General features: G+C 70.4%; 17 protein-coding genes. 2 read left to right on the top strand and 15 right to left on the bottom strand.

The window, feature by feature from the left end; genetic code table 11:
• Positions 1 to 27: 27 nt before the first annotated feature.
• Positions 28 to 1,296, bottom strand: a complete 1,269-nt coding sequence (locus ABD987_RS14940) for an alpha/beta hydrolase (RefSeq protein ID WP_345392429.1) — start codon at positions 1,294 to 1,296, stop codon at positions 28 to 30.
• Between the two features lie 106 nt (positions 1,297 to 1,402).
• Between ABD987_RS14940 and ABD987_RS14935 the strand changes: the two genes are divergently transcribed.
• Positions 1,403 to 1,840 (top strand): MarR family winged helix-turn-helix transcriptional regulator, encoded by a 438-nt coding sequence (locus tag ABD987_RS14935; RefSeq protein ID WP_345393394.1) that lies wholly within the window; start codon positions 1,403 to 1,405, stop codon positions 1,838 to 1,840.
• Between the two features lie 168 nt (positions 1,841 to 2,008).
• Here the strand turns inward: ABD987_RS14935 and ABD987_RS14930 are convergent, their stop codons facing one another.
• The 11 genes from ABD987_RS14930 to ABD987_RS14880 form a co-directional block, all read right to left on the bottom strand.
• Positions 2,009 to 3,229 carry a GNAT family N-acetyltransferase gene (locus ABD987_RS14930; protein WP_345392426.1) on the bottom strand — a complete coding sequence of 407 codons (1,221 nt, stop codon included), beginning with the start codon at positions 3,227 to 3,229 and terminating at the stop codon, positions 2,009 to 2,011.
• Positions 3,230 to 3,270: 41 nt separating this feature from the next.
• The gene (locus tag ABD987_RS14925) at positions 3,271 to 3,648 is read right to left on the bottom strand and encodes a DUF4333 domain-containing protein (RefSeq protein WP_345392423.1); all 378 of its coding nucleotides are present in this window, start codon (positions 3,646 to 3,648) and stop codon (positions 3,271 to 3,273) included.
• Positions 3,649 to 3,684: 36 nt separating this feature from the next.
• Positions 3,685 to 4,875, bottom strand: coding sequence for a GNAT family N-acetyltransferase (locus tag ABD987_RS14920; protein WP_345392420.1), 1,191 nt, complete (start codon positions 4,873 to 4,875; stop codon positions 3,685 to 3,687).
• Positions 4,876 to 4,914: 39 nt separating this feature from the next.
• Positions 4,915 to 5,703 (bottom strand): DUF4333 domain-containing protein, encoded by a 789-nt coding sequence (locus ABD987_RS14915; protein WP_345392417.1) that lies wholly within the window; start codon positions 5,701 to 5,703, stop codon positions 4,915 to 4,917.
• Between the two features lie 160 nt (positions 5,704 to 5,863).
• Positions 5,864 to 8,629: a DEAD/DEAH box helicase gene (locus ABD987_RS14910; RefSeq protein ID WP_345392414.1), complete on the bottom strand. Its 2,766-nt coding sequence runs from the start codon at positions 8,627 to 8,629 to the stop codon at positions 5,864 to 5,866.
• Positions 8,630 to 8,759: 130 nt separating this feature from the next.
• Positions 8,760 to 9,740 (bottom strand): twin-arginine translocase subunit TatC, encoded by a 981-nt coding sequence (tatC, locus tag ABD987_RS14905; protein ID WP_345392411.1) that lies wholly within the window; start codon positions 9,738 to 9,740, stop codon positions 8,760 to 8,762.
• An 88-nt stretch (positions 9,741 to 9,828) separates the two neighbouring features.
• Entirely contained in the window at positions 9,829 to 10,155 is a 327-nt protein-coding gene (gene tatA, locus ABD987_RS14900) for a Sec-independent protein translocase subunit TatA (protein ID WP_345392408.1), read from the bottom strand.
• A gap of 31 nt (positions 10,156 to 10,186) precedes the next feature.
• Positions 10,187 to 10,399, bottom strand: a complete 213-nt coding sequence (locus ABD987_RS14895) for a bacteriophage holin (protein ID WP_345392405.1) — start codon at positions 10,397 to 10,399, stop codon at positions 10,187 to 10,189.
• A gap of 10 nt (positions 10,400 to 10,409) precedes the next feature.
• Positions 10,410 to 11,390 carry a helix-turn-helix transcriptional regulator gene (locus ABD987_RS14890; RefSeq protein WP_345392402.1) on the bottom strand — a complete coding sequence of 327 codons (981 nt, stop codon included), beginning with the start codon at positions 11,388 to 11,390 and terminating at the stop codon, positions 10,410 to 10,412.
• Positions 11,387 to 12,376, bottom strand: coding sequence for a helix-turn-helix transcriptional regulator (locus tag ABD987_RS14885; RefSeq protein ID WP_345392399.1), 990 nt, complete (start codon positions 12,374 to 12,376; stop codon positions 11,387 to 11,389). The genes ABD987_RS14890 and ABD987_RS14885 overlap by 4 nt, the downstream gene beginning before the upstream one ends.
• A gap of 157 nt (positions 12,377 to 12,533) precedes the next feature.
• Positions 12,534 to 14,006: an amidase gene (locus ABD987_RS14880; protein WP_345392396.1), complete on the bottom strand. Its 1,473-nt coding sequence runs from the start codon at positions 14,004 to 14,006 to the stop codon at positions 12,534 to 12,536.
• 118 nt (positions 14,007 to 14,124) lie between these two features.
• Here ABD987_RS14880 and ABD987_RS14875 point away from each other — a divergent pair, with 118 nt between their 5' ends.
• On the top strand, positions 14,125 to 14,730 hold the full coding sequence (locus ABD987_RS14875; protein WP_345392393.1) for a TetR/AcrR family transcriptional regulator: 606 nt from the start codon (positions 14,125 to 14,127) through the stop codon (positions 14,728 to 14,730).
• On the opposite strand, the gene ABD987_RS14870 is transcribed toward ABD987_RS14875, so the two are convergent.
• From ABD987_RS14870 to prcA, 3 genes are all read right to left on the bottom strand, one after another.
• Complete coding sequence (locus ABD987_RS14870) at positions 14,727 to 15,770, bottom strand: WD40/YVTN/BNR-like repeat-containing protein (protein WP_345392390.1); 1,044 nt, start codon at positions 15,768 to 15,770, stop codon at positions 14,727 to 14,729. The two genes, ABD987_RS14875 and ABD987_RS14870, sit on opposite strands and share 4 nt — an antisense overlap.
• 77 nt (positions 15,771 to 15,847) lie before the next feature.
• Positions 15,848 to 17,206, bottom strand: a complete 1,359-nt coding sequence (pafA, locus tag ABD987_RS14865; RefSeq protein ID WP_345392387.1) for a Pup--protein ligase — start codon at positions 17,204 to 17,206, stop codon at positions 15,848 to 15,850.
• A 286-nt stretch (positions 17,207 to 17,492) separates the two neighbouring features.
• Complete coding sequence (gene prcA / locus ABD987_RS14860; RefSeq protein WP_345392384.1) at positions 17,493 to 18,287, bottom strand: proteasome subunit alpha; 795 nt, start codon at positions 18,285 to 18,287, stop codon at positions 17,493 to 17,495.
• Positions 18,288 to 18,311 lie beyond the last annotated feature (24 nt).

Raw genomic sequence — 18,311 nt, 5'->3', positions numbered from 1 at the left:
CGACAGTCAGCCGGACCACCGTGCCGGCTACGAAAGATGTGCCCCGCGGGCTTCCGTCAGGCCGGCCGGGGTCGCGCCCAGCCACCAGCGCGGGTCGGCCGTTCCCTCCGTTGTGCGGCCGTCGCGGTGGACGAAGAACCGCTCGTCCCGGCCCGGCGTGTCGAACTCCCCTGCCAGCGCCCGTGTCAGCCACTCCGCGCCGAACGCGAACACCTCCGCCGCCGTTCCGCCCAGTGGGTGAAACTCGTCCTCGTAGACGCGCATCTCCTTGGGAGCACGGATCTTTTCGTAGGTCTCCAGTGCGCTCTCCACTGGCGTCAGCTCGTCGAACTCACCGATGCCCAGCAGCACCGGACGGCTGATGCCGGCGACGAGATCGCCCAGCGGCATCCGCTCCTTGAGGTCCCGGTCGAACGCCGCTTCGTCGGTGTAGCCCGCCATGTACATGTAGTTGTTCTTGAAGCTCGGCTGCGCCCGTTCGAAGATCGTCTCGAAGTCACCGGAGACCGCTTCGAACGCCGCCACCGCGCGCAGGCGGGTGTCCCGCGCCGACGCGGCGCGCAGGGACCAGTAGCCGCTCATGCTGATGCCGAACACGCCGATCCGGTTTTCGTCCACTTCGGACAGGTCGGCGAGGTACCCCGCGTAGGTCTCGAGGGCGCGCTCGTAGTTGTCGAGAGTCACCGTGAGTCCGCGCGCCCGGGTTTCCCCTTGGCCTGGCCCCTCGACCGACAGCGCCACCATTCCGCGCGAGGTGTAGTAGCGCTCGGCCGCGAAGATGTAGTCCTCCTTGATCATGTCCATACCGGGGCCGAGGATCACCGCCGGGGCGCCGGAAACCGGGTGGGCGGGCAGGTGGAGGAGCGCGAAGATCTTGGCGCCCTCGAACTCGAGCTCGACCCGGCGCACCGTGTTGCCGCGCAGCTCGCCCAACCGGGCCACGCAGAAGTCGCAGCGTTCGCGAAGCTTCGCCTTGCGCCCGTCGCCGGAGTCGAAGATCGAGTACTGCGCCCGGCCGTACATCACGGCCGCCCGCAGGTACAGGTCCGATGCTGTCCTCCGGTAGCCCAGCCGCTCGTGGTGCACGGCGCGCTCTTCGGCCTGACTCGCGACGGTGGCCCACGCCTTCGGCTGCATCGCCCCGGCGCGCACCATCGCGAACACCTTGTCGAAGTCGGTGTGGTCATGCCCCAGCTGTTCCAGGGTTCCCTTGCCTTCCGGGTGCAGTGCGTCGAACCCGCCCTGGGCCAGTGCGATATCGAGGACCCAGCTTTGCCCGGCCGAACGTGTCGTCATGATCGCCTCCTCTTATTGACTAAGTACTTAGCCAATATGGCATGGGTAGACTTCGCCCGGCAAGGAATGAGGCCGCGGCCACAGCCGCACAGGAGGAGGTAGTCCCATCAGCGACGAGGCGATCACCCGGCTGGCACGAGCCGCCTACCGGCTCAGCGCCGCCGACTCGCGGCTCCGTGGTCGCGCCACCCGGAACACTGAGGCGCTCTCGCTCGCCCACGCCCGGGCGCTCAAGAGCCTGGCCGAGCACGGGCCGATGACGGTCAAACAGCTCGCCGAGCACGTGGAGACGACCGGAGCCGCGGTCACCCAACTGGTCAACGGCCTCGTCACCGCCGGCTACCTCACCCGGGAACGAGCCGGTTCCGGTGACCGCCGTACCTCGATCGTGACCTTGACCGAAGCCGGCCTTCGCCGGCACGAGGAACGGGACCGTGTCCTCGCCGTCAGCCTGCGCGAGCTGACCCGGGATCTCGACGAGCGCGCGATCGACGCCGCCGGCACGGTCCTCACCAGGTTGGCATCACTCTACGATCGCCTCTGACCGCAAGGTCCGTGCAGCGGTCGACGGCCCACAGGGTAAGCGGTGACACCCGAAGCTCCCGTCCACAAAGGACGCAATATCTTCAAGTCCGTGAGGGCCCCCTTGAGGGACTCAGAGTCCCTCAAGGGGGCCCTCACACCCAAGCCGCCCAACAAGTTCCCGCGTCGGTCAGAACGGCGTGCCGCACCACGGGTGGACCGCGGTGGGGAACAGCACGTCCGCGCGGGCGAGCGAGTCCGCGTCGAGCACCTCGATCCGTCCCGAGCGGGCGAGGTCGGCGGGGCGCCACTCCCCCAGGTACAGCATGCCGAGCACGTCGACGCCCAGCCGGAGCCCGGCGGTTTCGTCGCTGCGGCGGACGCCGCCGGGCCCGACCTCGTACCGGCCGGTGTTGCCCGGCAGCTGGTCGTCGGTCACCTCGATGACCACCGGCGCGGCGGCGCCGTAGGTCCGGGCGGCGAGCGCGGCCTCGACGTCGATCAGCCGCACCCACAGGTCGTCCTCGACGGCGAGGGTGCCGGCGTGCCGGGAATCGTTGAGCAGCAAGGGAAGCGCGTCGTCCACCGGCCGGGTCCTGACGTGGATGGCGGAGACGAGGTCCACCGACAGCAGGAACCGCCACAAGGCGTTCTCCACCTCGGGCGTGGCGGCGTGGAAGTCGCGGACCCGGAGCAGCGCGCCCTTTTCCGGGTCCTCCAGGGTGGCGCGTTCCACCGTCTCGTAGAGAACGTAGCCGTCCGGACCATCATGTCCATTGTGGACAGCGAGGCGGTAGCGGCCCTGCGGACCGGCGTCGCGGTTGAACATCGTCGGCCACCAGTTGCCGGGCCGCGCGAGCATGCCGGGACGGTGCAGGCCGACCCGGCGGTACAGCTCGGGCCCCTGCTTCACGGCTTCCTCCGGGCTGAGGAACCGGACGTGTCCTTCGGCCACCGGTACGCCCTCCCGCAGCCGGGCCGCCGGACGCTCGATCCGGAGCGTGCGGATGCGCGTCCCCACGCCGTAGCCGAACCGGCCGTAGATGGTGGTTTCGCTGGCGTGCAGGCAGGAGAGAATCTTGCCGCGCTCGGCGAAGTACGCGAGCTGCGCGTGCTGCATCGCGGTGTGCACGCCGCGGCGGGTCCAGTCCGCGCGGACGCCGATGCCGTCGACCGCCGCCACCTCGATGGTGCCACCGCCGGGGACGACCAGTTCGGTCCCGAACGAGTGCGCGAGCCCGATCGGCGTGTCCCCGTCGAAGGCCGCGAAGGATCCTTCGGTCTTCCAAGCCGAGTCGATCTCCGCCCATTCCTCGTCGGTCAGCGGCTTTCCGTGCAGCGACTGCAGCAGTACGGCCAGGGTTTCCCGGCGTTCGTCGTCGGCGACGGGGCGTACGTCGAAATCGGTCATGGGGTCGATAATGCCAATCTGGGCACCGCTCGGCATCCCGTTTATGCCGGGGCGTCCACCCGGTACTGGCCCTCGCCACCGGTCACCGTGATCGGGACCTCCTTCGCCGTACCGCCGATCCGGACCGAACACGTGAACCGCTCACCGTCGGTGACCGGCTGTCCCGGCGGGCAGCCGACTTCGCCGACGTTCTTGAGCTTGTAGGTCTCGGTGAGGATCTTCCGCACGGCCGAACTCATCGCCGCCGCGTCGAACACCCGGCCGGGCGGGGGCGGCGCGGGGGTGCTCGTCGTCGTGCGCACCGGGGGCGGGGAAGTCGTCGGCGCGGTGGGCGGCACGACCGGTCTCGCCGCCTCGGAGCACCCGGCGAGCGCCATCGCGCCCGCGCAGCACAACCCGATCACGAGCATCGCGCGCATGCCTGGACTTCCCCGCCTCTGAGTGCTCTTCCGATGTCAGAAAAACGTACCGCACCAGGCGGGGGCGTGCGTGCTGAACAGGCGATCCGCCGCGGCGAGCGCGGCCGGGTCGCGGACCTCGATCCGGCCCGCGGACGCCAAAGTGGACGGACGCCAGGTGCCGAGATAGGCCATCGCGAGTGTGCCGGCGTCGAGCCGGAGTCCCGCCGGGTCCCCGGTGCGCGCGGCGCCGTCGGCCGAGATCCGGTAGCGGCCGGAGTTGGCCGGGAGTACCGGATCCGTCACCTCGATCACCACCGGGTCACCCGGGTATTCGCGGGCGGCGAGCGCGGTGGGCACGTCGACGAGGCGCAGCCAGCTCTCGTCCGCGGCTCGCTCGGTGACGACCAGCCGCGGATCGGTGAGCAGCAGGTCGATCGGCTCGTCGACGGACCGCGCCTCGGTCCGGATCCGGTCGACCAGGTCCACCGAGAGCAGGTGCCGCCATAGACCAGAGAAGGCTTCCGGTGTCGCGTAGTACAGCATCGTCAGGTGCAGGACGGCGGTCTCGCCCAACTCGACCGTGTACACCGCGAACCCGTCGGCACCGCGCGGGCCGTGGTGGACCGCGGTGATCACCGGTGCGGTGAACCGCCGGTGGAAGTTCTCGGAGATCGCCCACGAGGCGGCCGTGCGGGTCAGCATACCGGGCCGGAGGTGGTCCAGACCCGCGTACAGCTCCGGCCAGCGCGGCACCGCCTCCTCGAAGGCGAGCAGGGACACCTCACCACTCAGCGGGGCATCCGGTCGCAGCCGGGCGCGGCGCCGGTCGATCGTGTAGTCCCGGCCCAGTGTCGCGATGCCGTAGCCGAAGCGGCCGTAGATGGTGGCCTCCGAGGCGTGCAGCAGCGCCACCGGGAGGCCGCGTCGCGCGAAGTCGGCGAACTGTTCGGCCATCAACGCGCTCAGCACGCCACGGCGGGTCCGGTCGGCACGGACGCCGACCGTCGTGACCGCCGCCAGCGGCAACCGTGTCCCGCCGGGCACGGTGAGTTCGTCGCCGAAGGAACGGCAGACACCGATGAGGTCGGGGTCGAACGCGCCGAGCCCGGACGAGGACACCCTCGTCGGGTTGAGCCGCTCCCACTCGGCGTCGGTGATCGGCGGCCGATGCAGTGTGCCGCGGAAGAGATCCGCCGCGGCACGGTGTTCGTCGGCCCGGAGAGGCCGCACCTCGAAGTCGCTCATCTCCTGATCATCGAGGACGCGGCCCGCGCGGGCCAGGGATTACTGTCCCGCGGGCGGGGAGACCTCGTAGTTGCCGCCGGTGCCCTTCACCGTGATCGGGACCTGCTGCTGTTTGCCGGCGATCGTGGCGGTGCAGGCGAACTTCGCACCGTCGGAGACCTTCTGCTCGGCCGGGCAGGAGACCGCGGAGACGCCCTCGATCTTGTAGGTGTTGGTGAGCAGGCTCTGCACGTCCGACTGCATCTTGGCGTTGTCGAACACCTGGGTCTTGAAGAAGCCCGGCGCGACGAAGCCGAGGACGGCCACGACGGCGACCACCACGACGAGGGCGCCCGCGCCGATCAGCAGGCCCTTCTTGGACTTGGGCTGCTTCTCCCCCTCGGCGGCCGCGGCGCCGGTGGGCGGGAACTGGCCGTAGTCCGGCTGTCCCGGCTGACCAGGCTGGCCCGGTTGGCCGTACTGCGGCTGCGCCTGCGGCCCGCTCGGCGGGTAGGCGCCGCCCGGCTGCTGGCCGTATTGCTGCGGTTGCCCGTACTGCTGGGGCTGCTGGCCGTACTGGGGTTGCTGCGGCTGGGCGTACCCAGGCTGCTGGCCCCACTGCTGGGTCTGCCCCGGTTGCTGCTGTTGCTGGGCCCACTGCTGCTGCGCGGGGTCGTAGGGCTGCTGTTGCGGCTGCGCGGGCTGGCCCCACTGCGGCTGCTGGGCCTGTCCCGGCTGTTCCTGCGGCCCGCTCGGCGGATAAGCGCCCCCAGGCTGTTGCCCGTACTGCGGCTGCTGACCCCACTGGGGTTGCTGCTGCGGGTCGTTGCCGCCATACGGCGTGCTCATCGTTCGCCTCCGCCAGTTCGCCTGTGTCCTTCTGCCGCTCGGGACCCTCCGCCGGGCCACGCGCACACAGTGTCGTGCGCGATCCAACCACAGGATGGAGCCCGGCACACGTGTCGCCCCTTACGGTGTCGTACCCGGCGAGGCGGCACAACAGCCGGTTTCACGCCGCGCCCGCCGCGACCACGCCCCTGCGCAGTGCCCGGACCGCCGAAGCGGCCGTGGCACCGACCGGGTCGGCCTTGCCGAGCACGTCCCTGATCTGGTCGAGCAGGTCGATGACCTGCCGCGACCAGCGGACGAAATCGCCTGCCGACAGTTCCTGGCCGTTGGCCTCGGCGGCGGTCAGGACCTTTTCCAGGGATTCCCCGCGTGCCCACCGATACACCGGCCAGGCGAATCCCGCGTCAGGTTCCCGCGTCCGGTCCAACCGGTGCCGCCGTTCGTCCTCGGTCAGGTCCACCCAGATCTTGGTGGTCTCCTGCCAGGCCTGCGGGACCGCGCCGCCGGGCAGCCGGGGCTCACCCGCGGTGTCCCGGCGGGCTTCGAAGACCAGCGTGGACACCACCGCGGCGAGCTCGGCCGGTCCGAGCTGCTTCCAGACGCCGTGCCGGATGCATTCGGCGGCCAGCAGGTCCGACTCGCTGTAGAGCCGGGCGAGCCGCCTGCCGTGTTCGGTCACGCGCTCCTCGCCCTTGCCCTTTTCCGCGAGGTAGCCGCGTTCGCCGAGCAGCGCGAGGATCCGGTCGAACGCGCGGGCCAGCGAGTGCGTGGTCGCCGCGACCTTGCGTTCCAGCTGCTGGGTTTCCGCCGCCAGCCGCTGGTGCCGCTCCACCCAGCGCAGGTTGGCCTCGCGTTCGGCCAGTCCGTGGCAGGGGTGGGCCCGCAGCGCGCGGCGCAGCGCGGAGAGCTCACCGTCCTCATTGGTCCCGGACCGCCGTTTCTGCCTGCCAGGCAAGGAAATTCCGGCGTTGCGCAGGCTGGCTGCGATGTCCCGGCGCGTCTTGGGCGAGCGGAGCTCGATGTGTTTGGGCAGCCGGATCCGGCCGAGCGGCTCGACCGGGGCGGAGAAGTCGGCCACCGACAGTGGTCCGGACCAGCGGTCCTCAGTCACCACGACCGGCCGTGGTTCGCGGATCGGGTCGAGACCGGGGTCGACGATCACCGCGAGCCCGGCGCGGCGCCCGGCCGGGACGGCGATCACGTCGCCCTTGCGCAGTTTCTCCAGTGACTCCAGGGTTCCCGCGCGCCGGCTCGCGGTGTTCTGCCGGGAAAGCGCCTTCTCCCGCGCGGAGATCTTCGCGCGCAGGTCGACGTACTCCAGCATCTCGTCGAAGTCACCGGTGACGGCGTCGGTGTAGCCCTTGAGCGCCTCCTTGTTGCGTTCGATGCGCCGCGCGGTACCGACCACCGACCGGTCGGCCTGGAACTGCGCGAAGGACTGCTCCAGCAGCTCCCTGGCCTGCTCGGCGCCGACCTGGGCCACCAGGTTGACCGCCATGTTGTAACCGGGCCGGAACGAGGAGCGCAGCGGGTAGGTCCGGGTCGAGGCGAGCCCGGCGACCTGCTTCGGGTCCACGCCGGGCTGCCACAGCACGACGGCGTGGCCTTCGATGTCGATGCCCCGCCGCCCGGCCCGCCCGGTCAGCTGGGTGTACTCGCCGGGGGTGAGGTCGACGTGGGCTTCGCCGTTGTACTTGACGAGTCGTTCGAGCACGACGGTGCGGGCGGGCATGTTGATGCCCAGCGCGAGGGTTTCGGTGGCGAACACGACCTTCACCAGGCCGCGGACGAACAGTTCCTCCACGGTCTCCTTGAAGGCGGGGAGCAGGCCGGCGTGGTGGCCCGCGATGCCGCGTTCCAGTGCTTCCCGCCACTCCCAGTAGCCGAGCACCCCGAGGTCGCCCTCGGGCAGGTCCGCGGTGCGTTCGGCGACGATCCGGCGGACCTGCTCGACCTCGTCCGGTCCGTTGAGCCGCAGCCCGGAGCGGACGCACTGGCCCACCGCGGCGTCGCAGCCCGCGCGGGAGAAGATGAAGTCGATCGCGGGGAGCAGACCCGCGGCGTCGAGCCGCTCGACGAGGTCGACCCGGGACGGTGGCCGGTAGCGGTTCACCCGGGGTGGCTGGCCGCGGCGGCGGCCGCGGAAGCCCGCCGGTACGTGCAGGCGCCCCATTTCCTCAGTGCGGCGCAGCAGCGTCGGGTTGATGCGCAGTTCGGCGCCGGGTTTGTGTTCCTCCTCGCCCGCGAAGAGGTCCAGCATGCGGTTGCCGACCAGCATGTGCTGCCACAGCGGGACCGGCCGGTGCTCGTCGACCACGACCGTGGTGTCGCCGCGGACCTCGACCAGCCATTCGCCGAACTCCTCGGCGTTGCTCACCGTGGCCGACAGGCCGACGACGCGGACGTGGCCGGGCAGGTGGAGGATGACCTCCTCCCAGACCGCGCCGCGGAACCGGTCGGCGAGGTAGTGCACCTCGTCCATCACGACGTACCCGAGGTCGGTGATCGTGGACGATCCGGCGTAGAGCATGTTCCGCAGGACCTCGGTGGTCATGACGACCACCTGGGCGTTCCCGTTGATCGAGGTGTCCCCGGTGAGCAGGCCCACGGCGTCGCTGCCGTAGCGCTCGACGAGGTCGCCGTACTTCTGGTTCGACAGCGCCTTGATCGGCGTGGTGTAGAAGCATTTTCGGCCCTCGGCGAGCGCCAGGTGGACCGCGAACTCGCCGACCACGGTCTTCCCGGCGCCGGTGGGCGCGCACACCAGCACGCCGTGACCGTCTTCCAGCGCCTCGCACCCGCGAACCTGGAAATTGTCGAACTCGAAGGACACCTCGCCGGCGAAGCGGGTCAGCTGGGGGTACCTGCCGCGGCGCTGGGAGGCCGCATAGGCCTCGGCCGGGGAGTGAGAAGGGCTACTGGCCACCCCGTCAGGGTTCCACACGCCACCGACAATCCGCACGCGGCGTGACCATCGGCGGGTCGAACGCCGTGAAGGCCTCCTTCCCAGCGCTCAACGCTGGGAAGGAGGCCTTCACGGAAGGTCGGGTTCGGGATCAGGTGATGTCGTCGGTGTTGGGACGGCCGCCCTTGGACGAGGCGCTCGGCGGGGCGGCCGGTTCGTCGTCGACGGTGCTCGGTGTGTAGTCGAACGGCGCGGCCTCGTCGTCGGCGAGCTTGTCCCAGCCCTCGTCCGCGCGTGCCCTGTCCAGCTTGCGGTCGTGGATCCTGGTGATCTGGATGGAGATCTCGAACAGGATGGTCAGCGCCCCGGCGAGGCCGATCATCGAGAACGGGTCCGAGCCGGGCGTGGCGAAGGCGGCGAACACGAACAGGACGAAGACGATCCCTCGCCGCCACTTCTTCAGCTGCTGGTACTTGACCGCGCCGACGCGGTTGAGCATCACCACCAGCAGTGGCAGTTCGAAGCTGACCCCGAAGATCACCAGCAGGGACAGCATGAACGAGATGTACTTGTCACCGGTCAGCGCGGTGATGAACTGGTCGCCACCGAAGTTCATCAGCAGTTCGAGGGCGTGCGGGATGAGCAGGTAGGCCAGCACCGCGCCGGTGGCGAACAGTACCGAGGCGAACGCGACGAAGGTCAGCGCGTACTTGCGTTCCTTCGAGTACAGGCCGGGCGCGATGAACGCCCAGATCTGGTAGAGCCACGCCGGCGAGGTCAGCACGGCACCGGCGGCGAGGCCGACCTTCAGCTGGATCATGAACGCTTCGAACGGCACCGTCTGCAACAGCTTGCAGCCGTGTTCGCTGCCGAAGCGGCGTTCCGGCGGGATCGCGCAGTAGGGCGCGTTCATGATCTCGCCGAGCGACTCGATCGGGCCGACCTTCGTCTGGAACCAGAGGAAGCCGAGGACGCCGCCGAACACGAGCGCGAGCAGGGCGAAGCCGAGGCGACGCCGGAACTCGTAGATGTGCTCGATGAGCGTCATCGTCCCGTCGGGGTTGGCCCGCCGGGACCGCTTGCGCCGTTTGGCGCTCCGGCTGTTGCCGTTGCCGGACGCGGCATCCGCCACTGGACGTTCCGTTCTCGTCGGAGTCCACGTCGAGCGCGCCGGTGGTCGGCGCGCTCCCGTGGACCGTGGACCGGGTCTTACCGACCGCTCAGCTGGCGTTCTTCTGCGGCTGCTCGGCCGGCTTCGCCGTCTGCTGCTTCTTCAGCTCGTCGAGCTGGCGCTGCAGGTCGGCCACCTGCTGGTCCTGCGCGGACGAGGCCGGCGGCGTGGCGGGGGCCGACGGGATCTGCTTGGTCTCGGCCGGTTCGGCTTCGGGGGCCTTGTCGCCGCCCGCCATGTCCTTCGTCTCGGCCTTGAAGATCTTCATGGACTTGCCGATGGACCGCGCCGCGTCGGGAAGCCGCTTGGCTCCGAACAGCAGTACGACGACGAGAACCAAAATGAGCAAGTGCCACGGCTGCAACCCGTTCAGCATGGTGGCCTCCTATCTGCGTCTGGGTCGAATGTTACTGGGTTTTCGGCGCGGGGCGACGCTCGTTGATCGCCACGCGCAGAGCTGCGGTCCTGGCCCGGAGCAGACCGGCCCGATCCCGGGTGTTCGTACTCACCATGCTCACGGTCCGCCGGTAAGCGCGCAAGGTTCGGCGCGTACGGACGAACAGCACGATGAGCAGCAGAAAACCGGCCACGACGAGCGCGGCGATGGGGACGAAGGCCACGGAGATCAGCTTAATGGGCGTAGGTTGACGGAAGGTGACGGGTGCGCGCTACCGCGTCGGCGGCGCGCTGTCGAATCGCCTCCGCGAGCGTGACGGGGCTCTCCACCTGGGCATCTCCGCCCAGGCCGAGCACCAGGCGCACCATCCACGACTCGTCGGCGTAGCGCATCCGGACCCGCAGCCGGCCTCCCTCGAGCTCGTCCAGCTCCTCACACGGGTAATACTCGGCTACCCAGCGTGCGTCCGGGTCGAGAACGAGTTCGGCCTCCCGCTGGTCGGGACGCGGAGTGAACACCCCGTCGGAGATATCGGTCGGCCGCGCGTGGGCGGGCGGGGTGGCGGGTTCGGCGAGCACCGTCAGCTCGTCGATCCGGTCGAGCCGGAACAGCCGGACGTCCTCGGCGCGGCGGCACCACGCCTCCAGGTAGCCGACGGCCTGCACGATCAGCAGCCGCATCGGATCGACCGTGCGCTCGGTGATCTGGTCGGAGGAGGCGGTGTAGTAGCGGATCCGCAGTGCCCGTCCCTCCTGCAGCGCGCCGGCGACCTGCTCGCGGGTGCGTGCGGTCTTCTTGCCTTCGCGCACGCCACCACCGACGACCACGCCCGCGGGCTGGGCCTGCCCGGCGGCCGCCTCGATCTTCGCGATGGCGCGGCGGACCGCGTCGGCGTCCACCACCCCGGGCGTTTCGGCCAGCGCGCGCAGCGCGACCAGCATCGCGGTGGCCTCACCACCGGTCAGCCGCAGCGGGCGGTTCATCCCGGCGTCGTGGGTCACCACGATCGTGTCACCCTCGAAGGACAGGTCGATCAGATCGCCGGGACCGTAGCCGGGCAGCCCGCACATCCAGAGCAGCTCGAGATCCTTCCGCAGCTGCTTGGGTGAGACGTCGAAGTCCTGCGCCGCCTCGTCGATCCGGATGCCCGGCCTGGCCAGCAGGTACGGGACCAGCGCGAGCAGCCGCGGCATCCGCTCGGTGGATCCGCTCATCGCACACTCCCCTGCACCGCGCGGTGCACGACGGCCTCGTGCCGGTCCTGGACGGTCTTGGCGAGCACGTCGGGTTCGAGCACGAGGACGTCGGGCCCGTGCGCGGTGAGCCAGTCCGCGGCCGATTCGGGGAAGTACAGGCCGATCTCCACGACGTCCCCCGCCTCGCCGCCCACGATCTCGCGCCGGACGACGCGGCCACGCCTGCGGACACCGGCGGCCCGCCCGTCCGCGACCCACACGAGGGCGTTCGTCACCGGCGCCGGCTCGGCGTCACCGGTCACCGAAACCAGTTTCAGCAGGTTGACCCCCTCCGGCCGCTGCACGGCCCCGGGCCTGCCGACGGCCTTGACCTGACCGGTGACCCGCGAAAGCCGGAAGCACCGGGTGGCGCCGCGGTCGCGGTCGTGCCCGACGACGTACCAGCGGGCCCGCCAGGACACCACGCCCCACGGCTCCAGCGTGCGCATCACGCGGTCGGCCGAGCCCGAGCGGCGGTACTCGAACCGGACCACCTGCCCGTTCTGCACCGCCGCCAGCAGCGGGCCGAACGCCGACTCGGCGCGCACCCTCGGCTCGACCACCGTCGGCGCGGAATCGTCCACCTCGACGCCCGCCGCGCGCAGCTTGACCAGCGCGCCCTGTGCCTGTCCGGTCAGCTCCGGCGAATCCCACAACCGCACCGCGAGGCCGACCGCCGCCGCCTCGTCCGGGGCGAGGTCGATCTCGCCGAGCTCGTAGTCGCGGCGGGCGATCCGGTACCCCTCGATCGCGTCGAAGGCCGAGTTCCGCCCGGTCTCCAGCGGGATGCCGAGCTCACGCAGTTCGGTCTTGTCCCGTTCGAACATCCGGAAGAAGGCGTCGTCGCTCGAGGCGTCGGCGTATCCGGGCACGATGCCGCGAATCCGCTCGGCAGTGAGGTACTGCCGGGTGGACAGGAGGGCCAGCACCAGATTGACCAGCCGTTCGGCGCGCGCGGTGGACACCCGACAAACTCTAGCTCGCCTCGTCCGGCCCGATCGTGAGGTCCGGCAAACCGCGCGTCGTGACGGCTCCGCGCGGGTTCCGCCTGGTCACGCCGGACCCCGCGGGCACCCGGTCCGGCGCACGCCTCGCGAAAGGTCGCCGCGGTGCGGTGGCCGGTCACCGAGCGCCACGGGGCTCCCGGCGGTCCGGCTCGTTCCCCGCCCACACCGCGGGGGTGCGACCCGACCACGGACTCGCCAGTTCGAGCTGCCCGGCGAGGCGGAACAGGAGGTCTTCACGGCCGTATCCGGCGGCGAACTGCATGCCGATCGGCAGGCCCGTCCCGGCGTCGGCCGTCAGGGGCACGGACATGGCGGGGGTGCCCGCCACGTTGAACGCCGCGGTGAACGGCGCGAGGTCGAACAGACGGCGGAGCCAGCCGAGACCGTCCAGTGCCGTCACGTCCTCGGCATGGGTCCCCAGCGGCACCGGCAGATCCGGCATGGTCGGGGTGAGCAGCACGTCGTACTCGTCGAACCACCGTGCCAGGCTTCGCGCGATCCGGTTCCGGATCGCGAGCGCGGTGACGAACTCGGCGCCACTGACACGCTGTCCGTAGCGGTAGCTGGCGAGGACCGGCGGTTCGAGGGTGGAGGAGTCGATCGGCCTGCCGAAGGCGGCGGCCAGTTCGTCGATCGACGCGGTGAGGTTCGCCGTCCATTGCCGGGCACTGGCCAGGACGAACTCCTCCCAGTCGACGCCGAGACCGGCTTCGGCCTCGACCACCCGATGGCCGAGGGAGTCGAGCAGCCGCACGACGCGGGAAAGCGCGTCGGCCACCGGCGCGGTGGTGCGGTTCCCGCCCCACGCCTCGGCGAGGACCCCGATCCGCAGCGGACCCGGATGCCTGGTGACCTCCTCCGCGTACGGCCGGGAAGGTTCCTCGGCGAAATAGGGGTCGCCCGGTTCCGGACCGCGGATCAGGTCGAGCAGCACGGCGCTGTCGCGGACCGTGCGGCTGACGCTGCCGTGCACGACGAGGCCGTTGAAGAGTTCGTCGAAGTCGGGGCCGAGGGAAACCCGGCCGCGAGTGGGTTTCAGCCCGAAGAGGCCGCAGTGGGCCGCCGGGATGCGGATCGAGCCCGCGGCGTCGGTGGCGTGCGCGATCGGGACCACCCCGGCGGCGACCGCCGCGCCCGCGCCGCCGCTGGACCCGCCCGCGCTCCGTCCTGGATCCCACGGGTTGCGGGTCGCGCCGTGCAGCACCGGTTCCGTCGTGTTGCTGTAGGCCATCTCCGGCGTCGCGGTGCGCCCGAACGTCACGAGCCCCGCGCGACGGAAACGCCGCATCAGGGCGGAGTCGGCGCCCGCGACGTTGCCCGCGGCGAGCCGGCTGCCCAGTTCCATCCGCTTCCCGGCCATGGTGACCCCGATGTCCTTGAGCAGAAAGGGAACCCCGGCCAGCGGCGCGCCGCCGGGCTCGGGCTCGTCCTCGGCGGGCCACGTCTCCACGATGGCGTTGAGCCGCGGCTCGACGGCCTGCGCGGCTGCCCGGGCGGCCGCCTCGACCTCGGCGGGCGTCACCTGACCGGTGGCCATCAGTTCCGCCAGCCCGACCGCGTCGTGGCGCACGTACTCGGCAACTCTCACTGTCCACTCCCTGGGATACCGTCGAGTATCGAACGATACTGGACGGTATCATATGGGACGTCCTGGTATCGTCTTCGTGGGTCGCGAGAACCCGCCCACCGGACAGCACGGAGCAGTCATGACCTCAACCACCGCCAGGCCGGGCAGGGTGGCGAAACTGCCGCCCCGCGAGCGCATCCTCGACGCGGCGGAAGAGCTCTTCCAGAACGAGGGAATCCGGCAGGTCAGCGTCCAGGCGATCGCCGACAGGGCCGAGACCACCAAGATGGCGATCTACCGCCACTTCACCACCAAGGACGCCCTGGTCGCGGAGTGGCTGCGCATCGTCGCCGCCGGCTACCAGGACGCCTTCGACCGGGCCGAGACCGATCACCCCGGACAACCGAGGGAACAGATCCTCGCCCTGGCCCGCTTCATCGCCGACGGCCTACCAGCGATCTCCCACCGCGGCTGCCCGTTCATCAACTCCCTCGCCGAACTGCCCGACCGCTCCCACCCCGCGCGGCAGGTGATCGACCAGCACAAGGCCCGCCAGGCCGGCAGGCTGACCGGCATGTGCGCCGAAGCCGGGCTCCCCGACCCCGAGCAGACCGCGGCCGAGATCACCTTCGTCCTCGAAGGCGCACAGGTCAGCACCCAGAACGGAAGCATCGAGCACGCCGGGGAACGACTGCTGAAATTCGTCGAAGGAATCCTGGACCGGCATCCCCTCGACGCGCCCTAGCCGGTCAGCCGCGCCACACGGCCCCGCACACCGCCGGCCCAGCAGTCCCCGCGCGGGGTGCAGTCCACCGTGTCGAAGCTGCCGGAGTCGAACGAACGCCAGTGCCGCCCGCCGTCGACGCTCAGATCGCTCCCGCCGGGCCCCACCGCGAGCACCGCCCGGCCACGCCAGGCCAGCCCCGACCGGTAGCCCTTCGGCGCCTCGGACGGCGTCCGCCAGCCGCGGCCGCCGTCCCGGCTCACCGCCACCGCGGGCCCCGGTGCGTCCGGACGGGCGTAGTCCCCGCCGATCGCCACCCCATGGCGCCGGTCCCGGAAGGCCACCGCGAACACGCCCGCGGACGGGCTGCTGGGCAACGGCGTGTCGGTGACCTGCCAGTGCACACCGCCGTCCCGGGAACGCAGCACCCGCGCCCGCGCTCCCCCACCGGTCGCGAGCCAGGCGTCCCGTGGCCCGGCCGTGCTGACACACTGCCCGCTCGCGGCGAAACCGGACTCACCGGGCAACGCGGGCGGCAGGCCCTCGGCAGGCACCTGACGCCAGCTCCGGCCGCTGTCCTCGGTGGCCTGCAACCGGAAAACACCGTCCACCGGGTCACTCATCGCCAGCCCGCGCCGATGGTCGAAGAACGCCAGACAGTCGTAGAAAGCCTTCGGATCCGGATTGCGGAACGCGAGCTCCCAGTGCGCGCCACCGTCGGTCGTGCGGTAGATCCGCGACGACTCGCCGGGACCGATCGACAAGGTCACCGCGTGCTCGGCATCGAACGCCTCGATGTCCCGGAAGTCCAGCGCTGCGGCGTCCGGCGGCGCCACCCGCTGCCACGACCGCCCCGCGTCGGTGGTCCGCAGGACCGTACCGCCACTCCCGCTCGCCCAGGCCACCTGACCGCTCACCGCGGCCAGCCCGCGCAACTGCGCCGTCACCCCCGTGGGCGTCACCGTCCAGGACGGCAACCGCGACGACGCCTCAGCGGCCACCGGAGCCGCCAACGGCAGCACCGCGCCCAGCAAGACCCCCAGCACCCGAACGACCCGCATACGCCCTCCCAGAAAGCCGTTAAGGCCACCTTACGAGCGTCAGACGCCCATAGGGTGGCCTTAACGGCACTCCACGGCTACAGCGACCCGATGAGGCGCTCCACCCGCTCGTCGACCGACCGGAACGGGTCCTTGCACAACACCGTCCGCTGCGCCTGATCGTTCAGCTTCAGGTGCACCCAGTCCACGGTGAAGTCCCGCCCAGCGGCCTGCGCCGCGGCGATGAAGTCACCCCGCAGCTTCGCCCGCGTCGTCTGCGGCGGCGTGTCCTTCGCCGCCTCGATCTCCCCGTCGTCGGTCACCCGGCGCACCAGCCCCTTGCGCTGCAACAGATCGAAGATGCCCCGGCCACGGCGAATGTCGTGATAGGCCAGATCCAGCTGCGCGACCCGCGGGCTCGACAGGTCCAGATCGTGCTTCGACCGGTACCGCTCCACCAACCGGTGCTTGATCGCCCAGTCGATCTCGGTGTCGATCTTGCTGAAGTCCTGCTGTTCGACCGCCTCCAGCGCACGCCCCCACAGGTCGATCACCCGCTCCGCGGCCGCGCCCGAGCCGTTCTCCTTCACGTGCTGCACCGCCCGCGCGTGATACTCCCGCTGGATGTCCAGCGCCGAAGCCTCCCGGCCACCGGCCAGCCGCACCTGACGCCGCCCGGTCAGATCGTGGCTGATCTCCCGGATCGCCCGAATCGGGTTGTCCAGCGTGAAATCCCGGAACTGGACCCCCGCCTCGATCATCTCCAGCACCAGGTGCGCCGAACCGACCTTGAGCATCGTCGTCGGCTCCGCCATGTTCGAGTCCCCGACGATCACGTGCAGCCTGCGATACCGCTCCGCGTCAGCGTGCGGCTCGTCCCGGGTGTTGATGATCGGCCGCGACCGCGTCGTCGCGCTCGAAACCCCCTCCCAGATGTGCTCCGCCCGCTGCGACAGGCAGTACACCGCGCCCCGCGGGGTCTGCAGCACCTTGCCCGCCCCGCAGATCAGCTGCCGGGTCACCAGGAATGGCAACAACACGTCCGCGATCCGCGAAAACTCCCCCGCCCGCGTCACGAGATAGTTCTCGTGACAGCCATAGGAGTTACCCGCCGAATCCGTGTTGTTCTTGAACAGGAAGATATCCCCGCCGATCCCCTCGTCGGCCAGCCGCCGCTCGGCGTCGACCAGCAGATCCTCCAGGATCCGCTCCCCCGCCTTGTCGTGCGTCACCAACTGCACCAGGTCGTCACACTCGGCCGTCGCGTACTCGGGGTGCGAACCCACGTCGAGATAGAGCCGCGAGCCATTGGACAGGAACACGTTCGACGAACGCCCCCAGGACACAACCCGCCGGAACAGGTACCGCGCCACCTCGTCGGGCGAGAGCCTGCGCTGGCCGTGAAAAGTGCACGTGACCCCGAACTCGGTCTCGATGCCATAGATCCGCCGCTGCATCCCCCCAGAGTAGGCGCTGGACCCCCTTCCAAGGTGCGCCGTTCGGGCGTCGACACGCGGACGACTCCGTCGCGGACGGTGAAAAAGCGCCCGCAACGACCACCCCGCACGCCTGTACTCAGCGTTTTCCCAGCTCATCCGGCCCCGGTCGATCTTCCTTCACAGTTTCCCAACGAATCACCGGCGATTCCGCCAGTCGTGTCAACTCCGCCCATCCCACCACCGGCCCGGACACGAAAAAGCCTGCCCGGACCACGCCCGGACAGGCTTTTCCCACCCATGACCACTACGACTTGGCGGAACCGCCCTCGTCCTTCTTCCCCTCGTCACCCTTGCCGTCCTCGCCCTCCGCCGCGTCCCCGGCGGGCGCGCTCGGCAGCAACGCGTCCAGCGCCGCACCGGAGATCCGCCGGAACGCACGACGCTGCCGCGCCCGGTCCAGCACCGCGACCTCCAGCTTCACCGGATCGGCCTCGGCGCTACCGTTCCCGGCCCCCGCGGGCGACCCCGAACGCGGCGCCCGCAACGCCGCCACCGCCACCCCGAGCGCCGCCTCCAGCTCCCGGTCCGCCTCGTACGACTCCTTCAGCTTCGACGTGATCGAGTCCGTCTGACCACCCATCACCACGAACTCCGGCTCATCGACGATCGACCCGTCGTAGGTCAGCCGATACAGCTGGTCATCCGCCGAACTCGCCCCGACCTCCGCGACACAGATCTCCACCTCGAACGGCTTCAACTGCTCGGTGAAGATACTGCCCAGCGTCGCCGCGAACGCGTTCGCCAGCGCCCGCGCGCTCACGTCCCGCCGGTCGTACTGATACCCCTTCAGATCCGCGTGCCGGATACCCGCCACCCGCAGGTTCTCGAACTCGCTGTAGCGGCCCACCGCCGCGAACCCGATGTGGTCGTAGATCTCCGAGACCTTGTGCAACGTCGCCGACGGATTCTCCGCGACGAACAACACCCCGCCGCGGTACTTCAACACGACCACGCTCCGGCCACGCGCAATCCCCTTGCGCGCCATCTCGGACTTCTCCCGCATCAGCTGCTCGGGAGAGGCATACAACGGCATCGTCACGACGTCGGCTCCAGATAGTTGAAG

The sequence above is a fragment of the Amycolatopsis samaneae genome (assembly GCF_039541975.1).
GTDB lineage: Bacteria > Actinomycetota > Actinomycetes > Mycobacteriales > Pseudonocardiaceae > Amycolatopsis > Amycolatopsis samaneae.
Note: the sequence above shows the minus strand (reverse complement) of the source record. Positions and strands in the feature narration are given on the sequence as shown.

Excerpts from the sequence above, each read along its gene's own strand:
- ABD987_RS14940 (WP_345392429.1), bottom strand. The coding sequence starts at position 1,296 with ATGACGACACGTTCGGCCGGGCAAAGCTGGGTCCTCGATATCGCACTG.
- ABD987_RS14930 (WP_345392426.1), bottom strand. The coding sequence starts at position 3,229 with ATGACCGATTTCGACGTACGCCCCGTCGCCGACGACGAACGCCGGGAA.
- ABD987_RS14915 (WP_345392417.1), bottom strand. The coding sequence starts at position 5,703 with ATGAGCACGCCGTATGGCGGCAACGACCCGCAGCAGCAACCCCAGTGG.
- ABD987_RS14890 (WP_345392402.1), bottom strand. The coding sequence starts at position 11,390 with ATGAGCGGATCCACCGAGCGGATGCCGCGGCTGCTCGCGCTGGTCCCG.
- ABD987_RS14920 (WP_345392420.1), bottom strand. The coding sequence starts at position 4,875 with ATGAGCGACTTCGAGGTGCGGCCTCTCCGGGCCGACGAACACCGTGCC.
- ABD987_RS14870 (WP_345392390.1), bottom strand. The coding sequence starts at position 15,770 with ATGCGGGTCGTTCGGGTGCTGGGGGTCTTGCTGGGCGCGGTGCTGCCG.
- tatA (WP_345392408.1), bottom strand. The coding sequence starts at position 10,155 with ATGCTGAACGGGTTGCAGCCGTGGCACTTGCTCATTTTGGTTCTCGTC.
- ABD987_RS14925 (WP_345392423.1), bottom strand. The coding sequence starts at position 3,648 with ATGCGCGCGATGCTCGTGATCGGGTTGTGCTGCGCGGGCGCGATGGCG.
- ABD987_RS14875 (WP_345392393.1), top strand. The coding sequence starts at position 14,125 with ATGACCTCAACCACCGCCAGGCCGGGCAGGGTGGCGAAACTGCCGCCC.
- pafA (WP_345392387.1), bottom strand. The coding sequence starts at position 17,206 with ATGCAGCGGCGGATCTATGGCATCGAGACCGAGTTCGGGGTCACGTGC.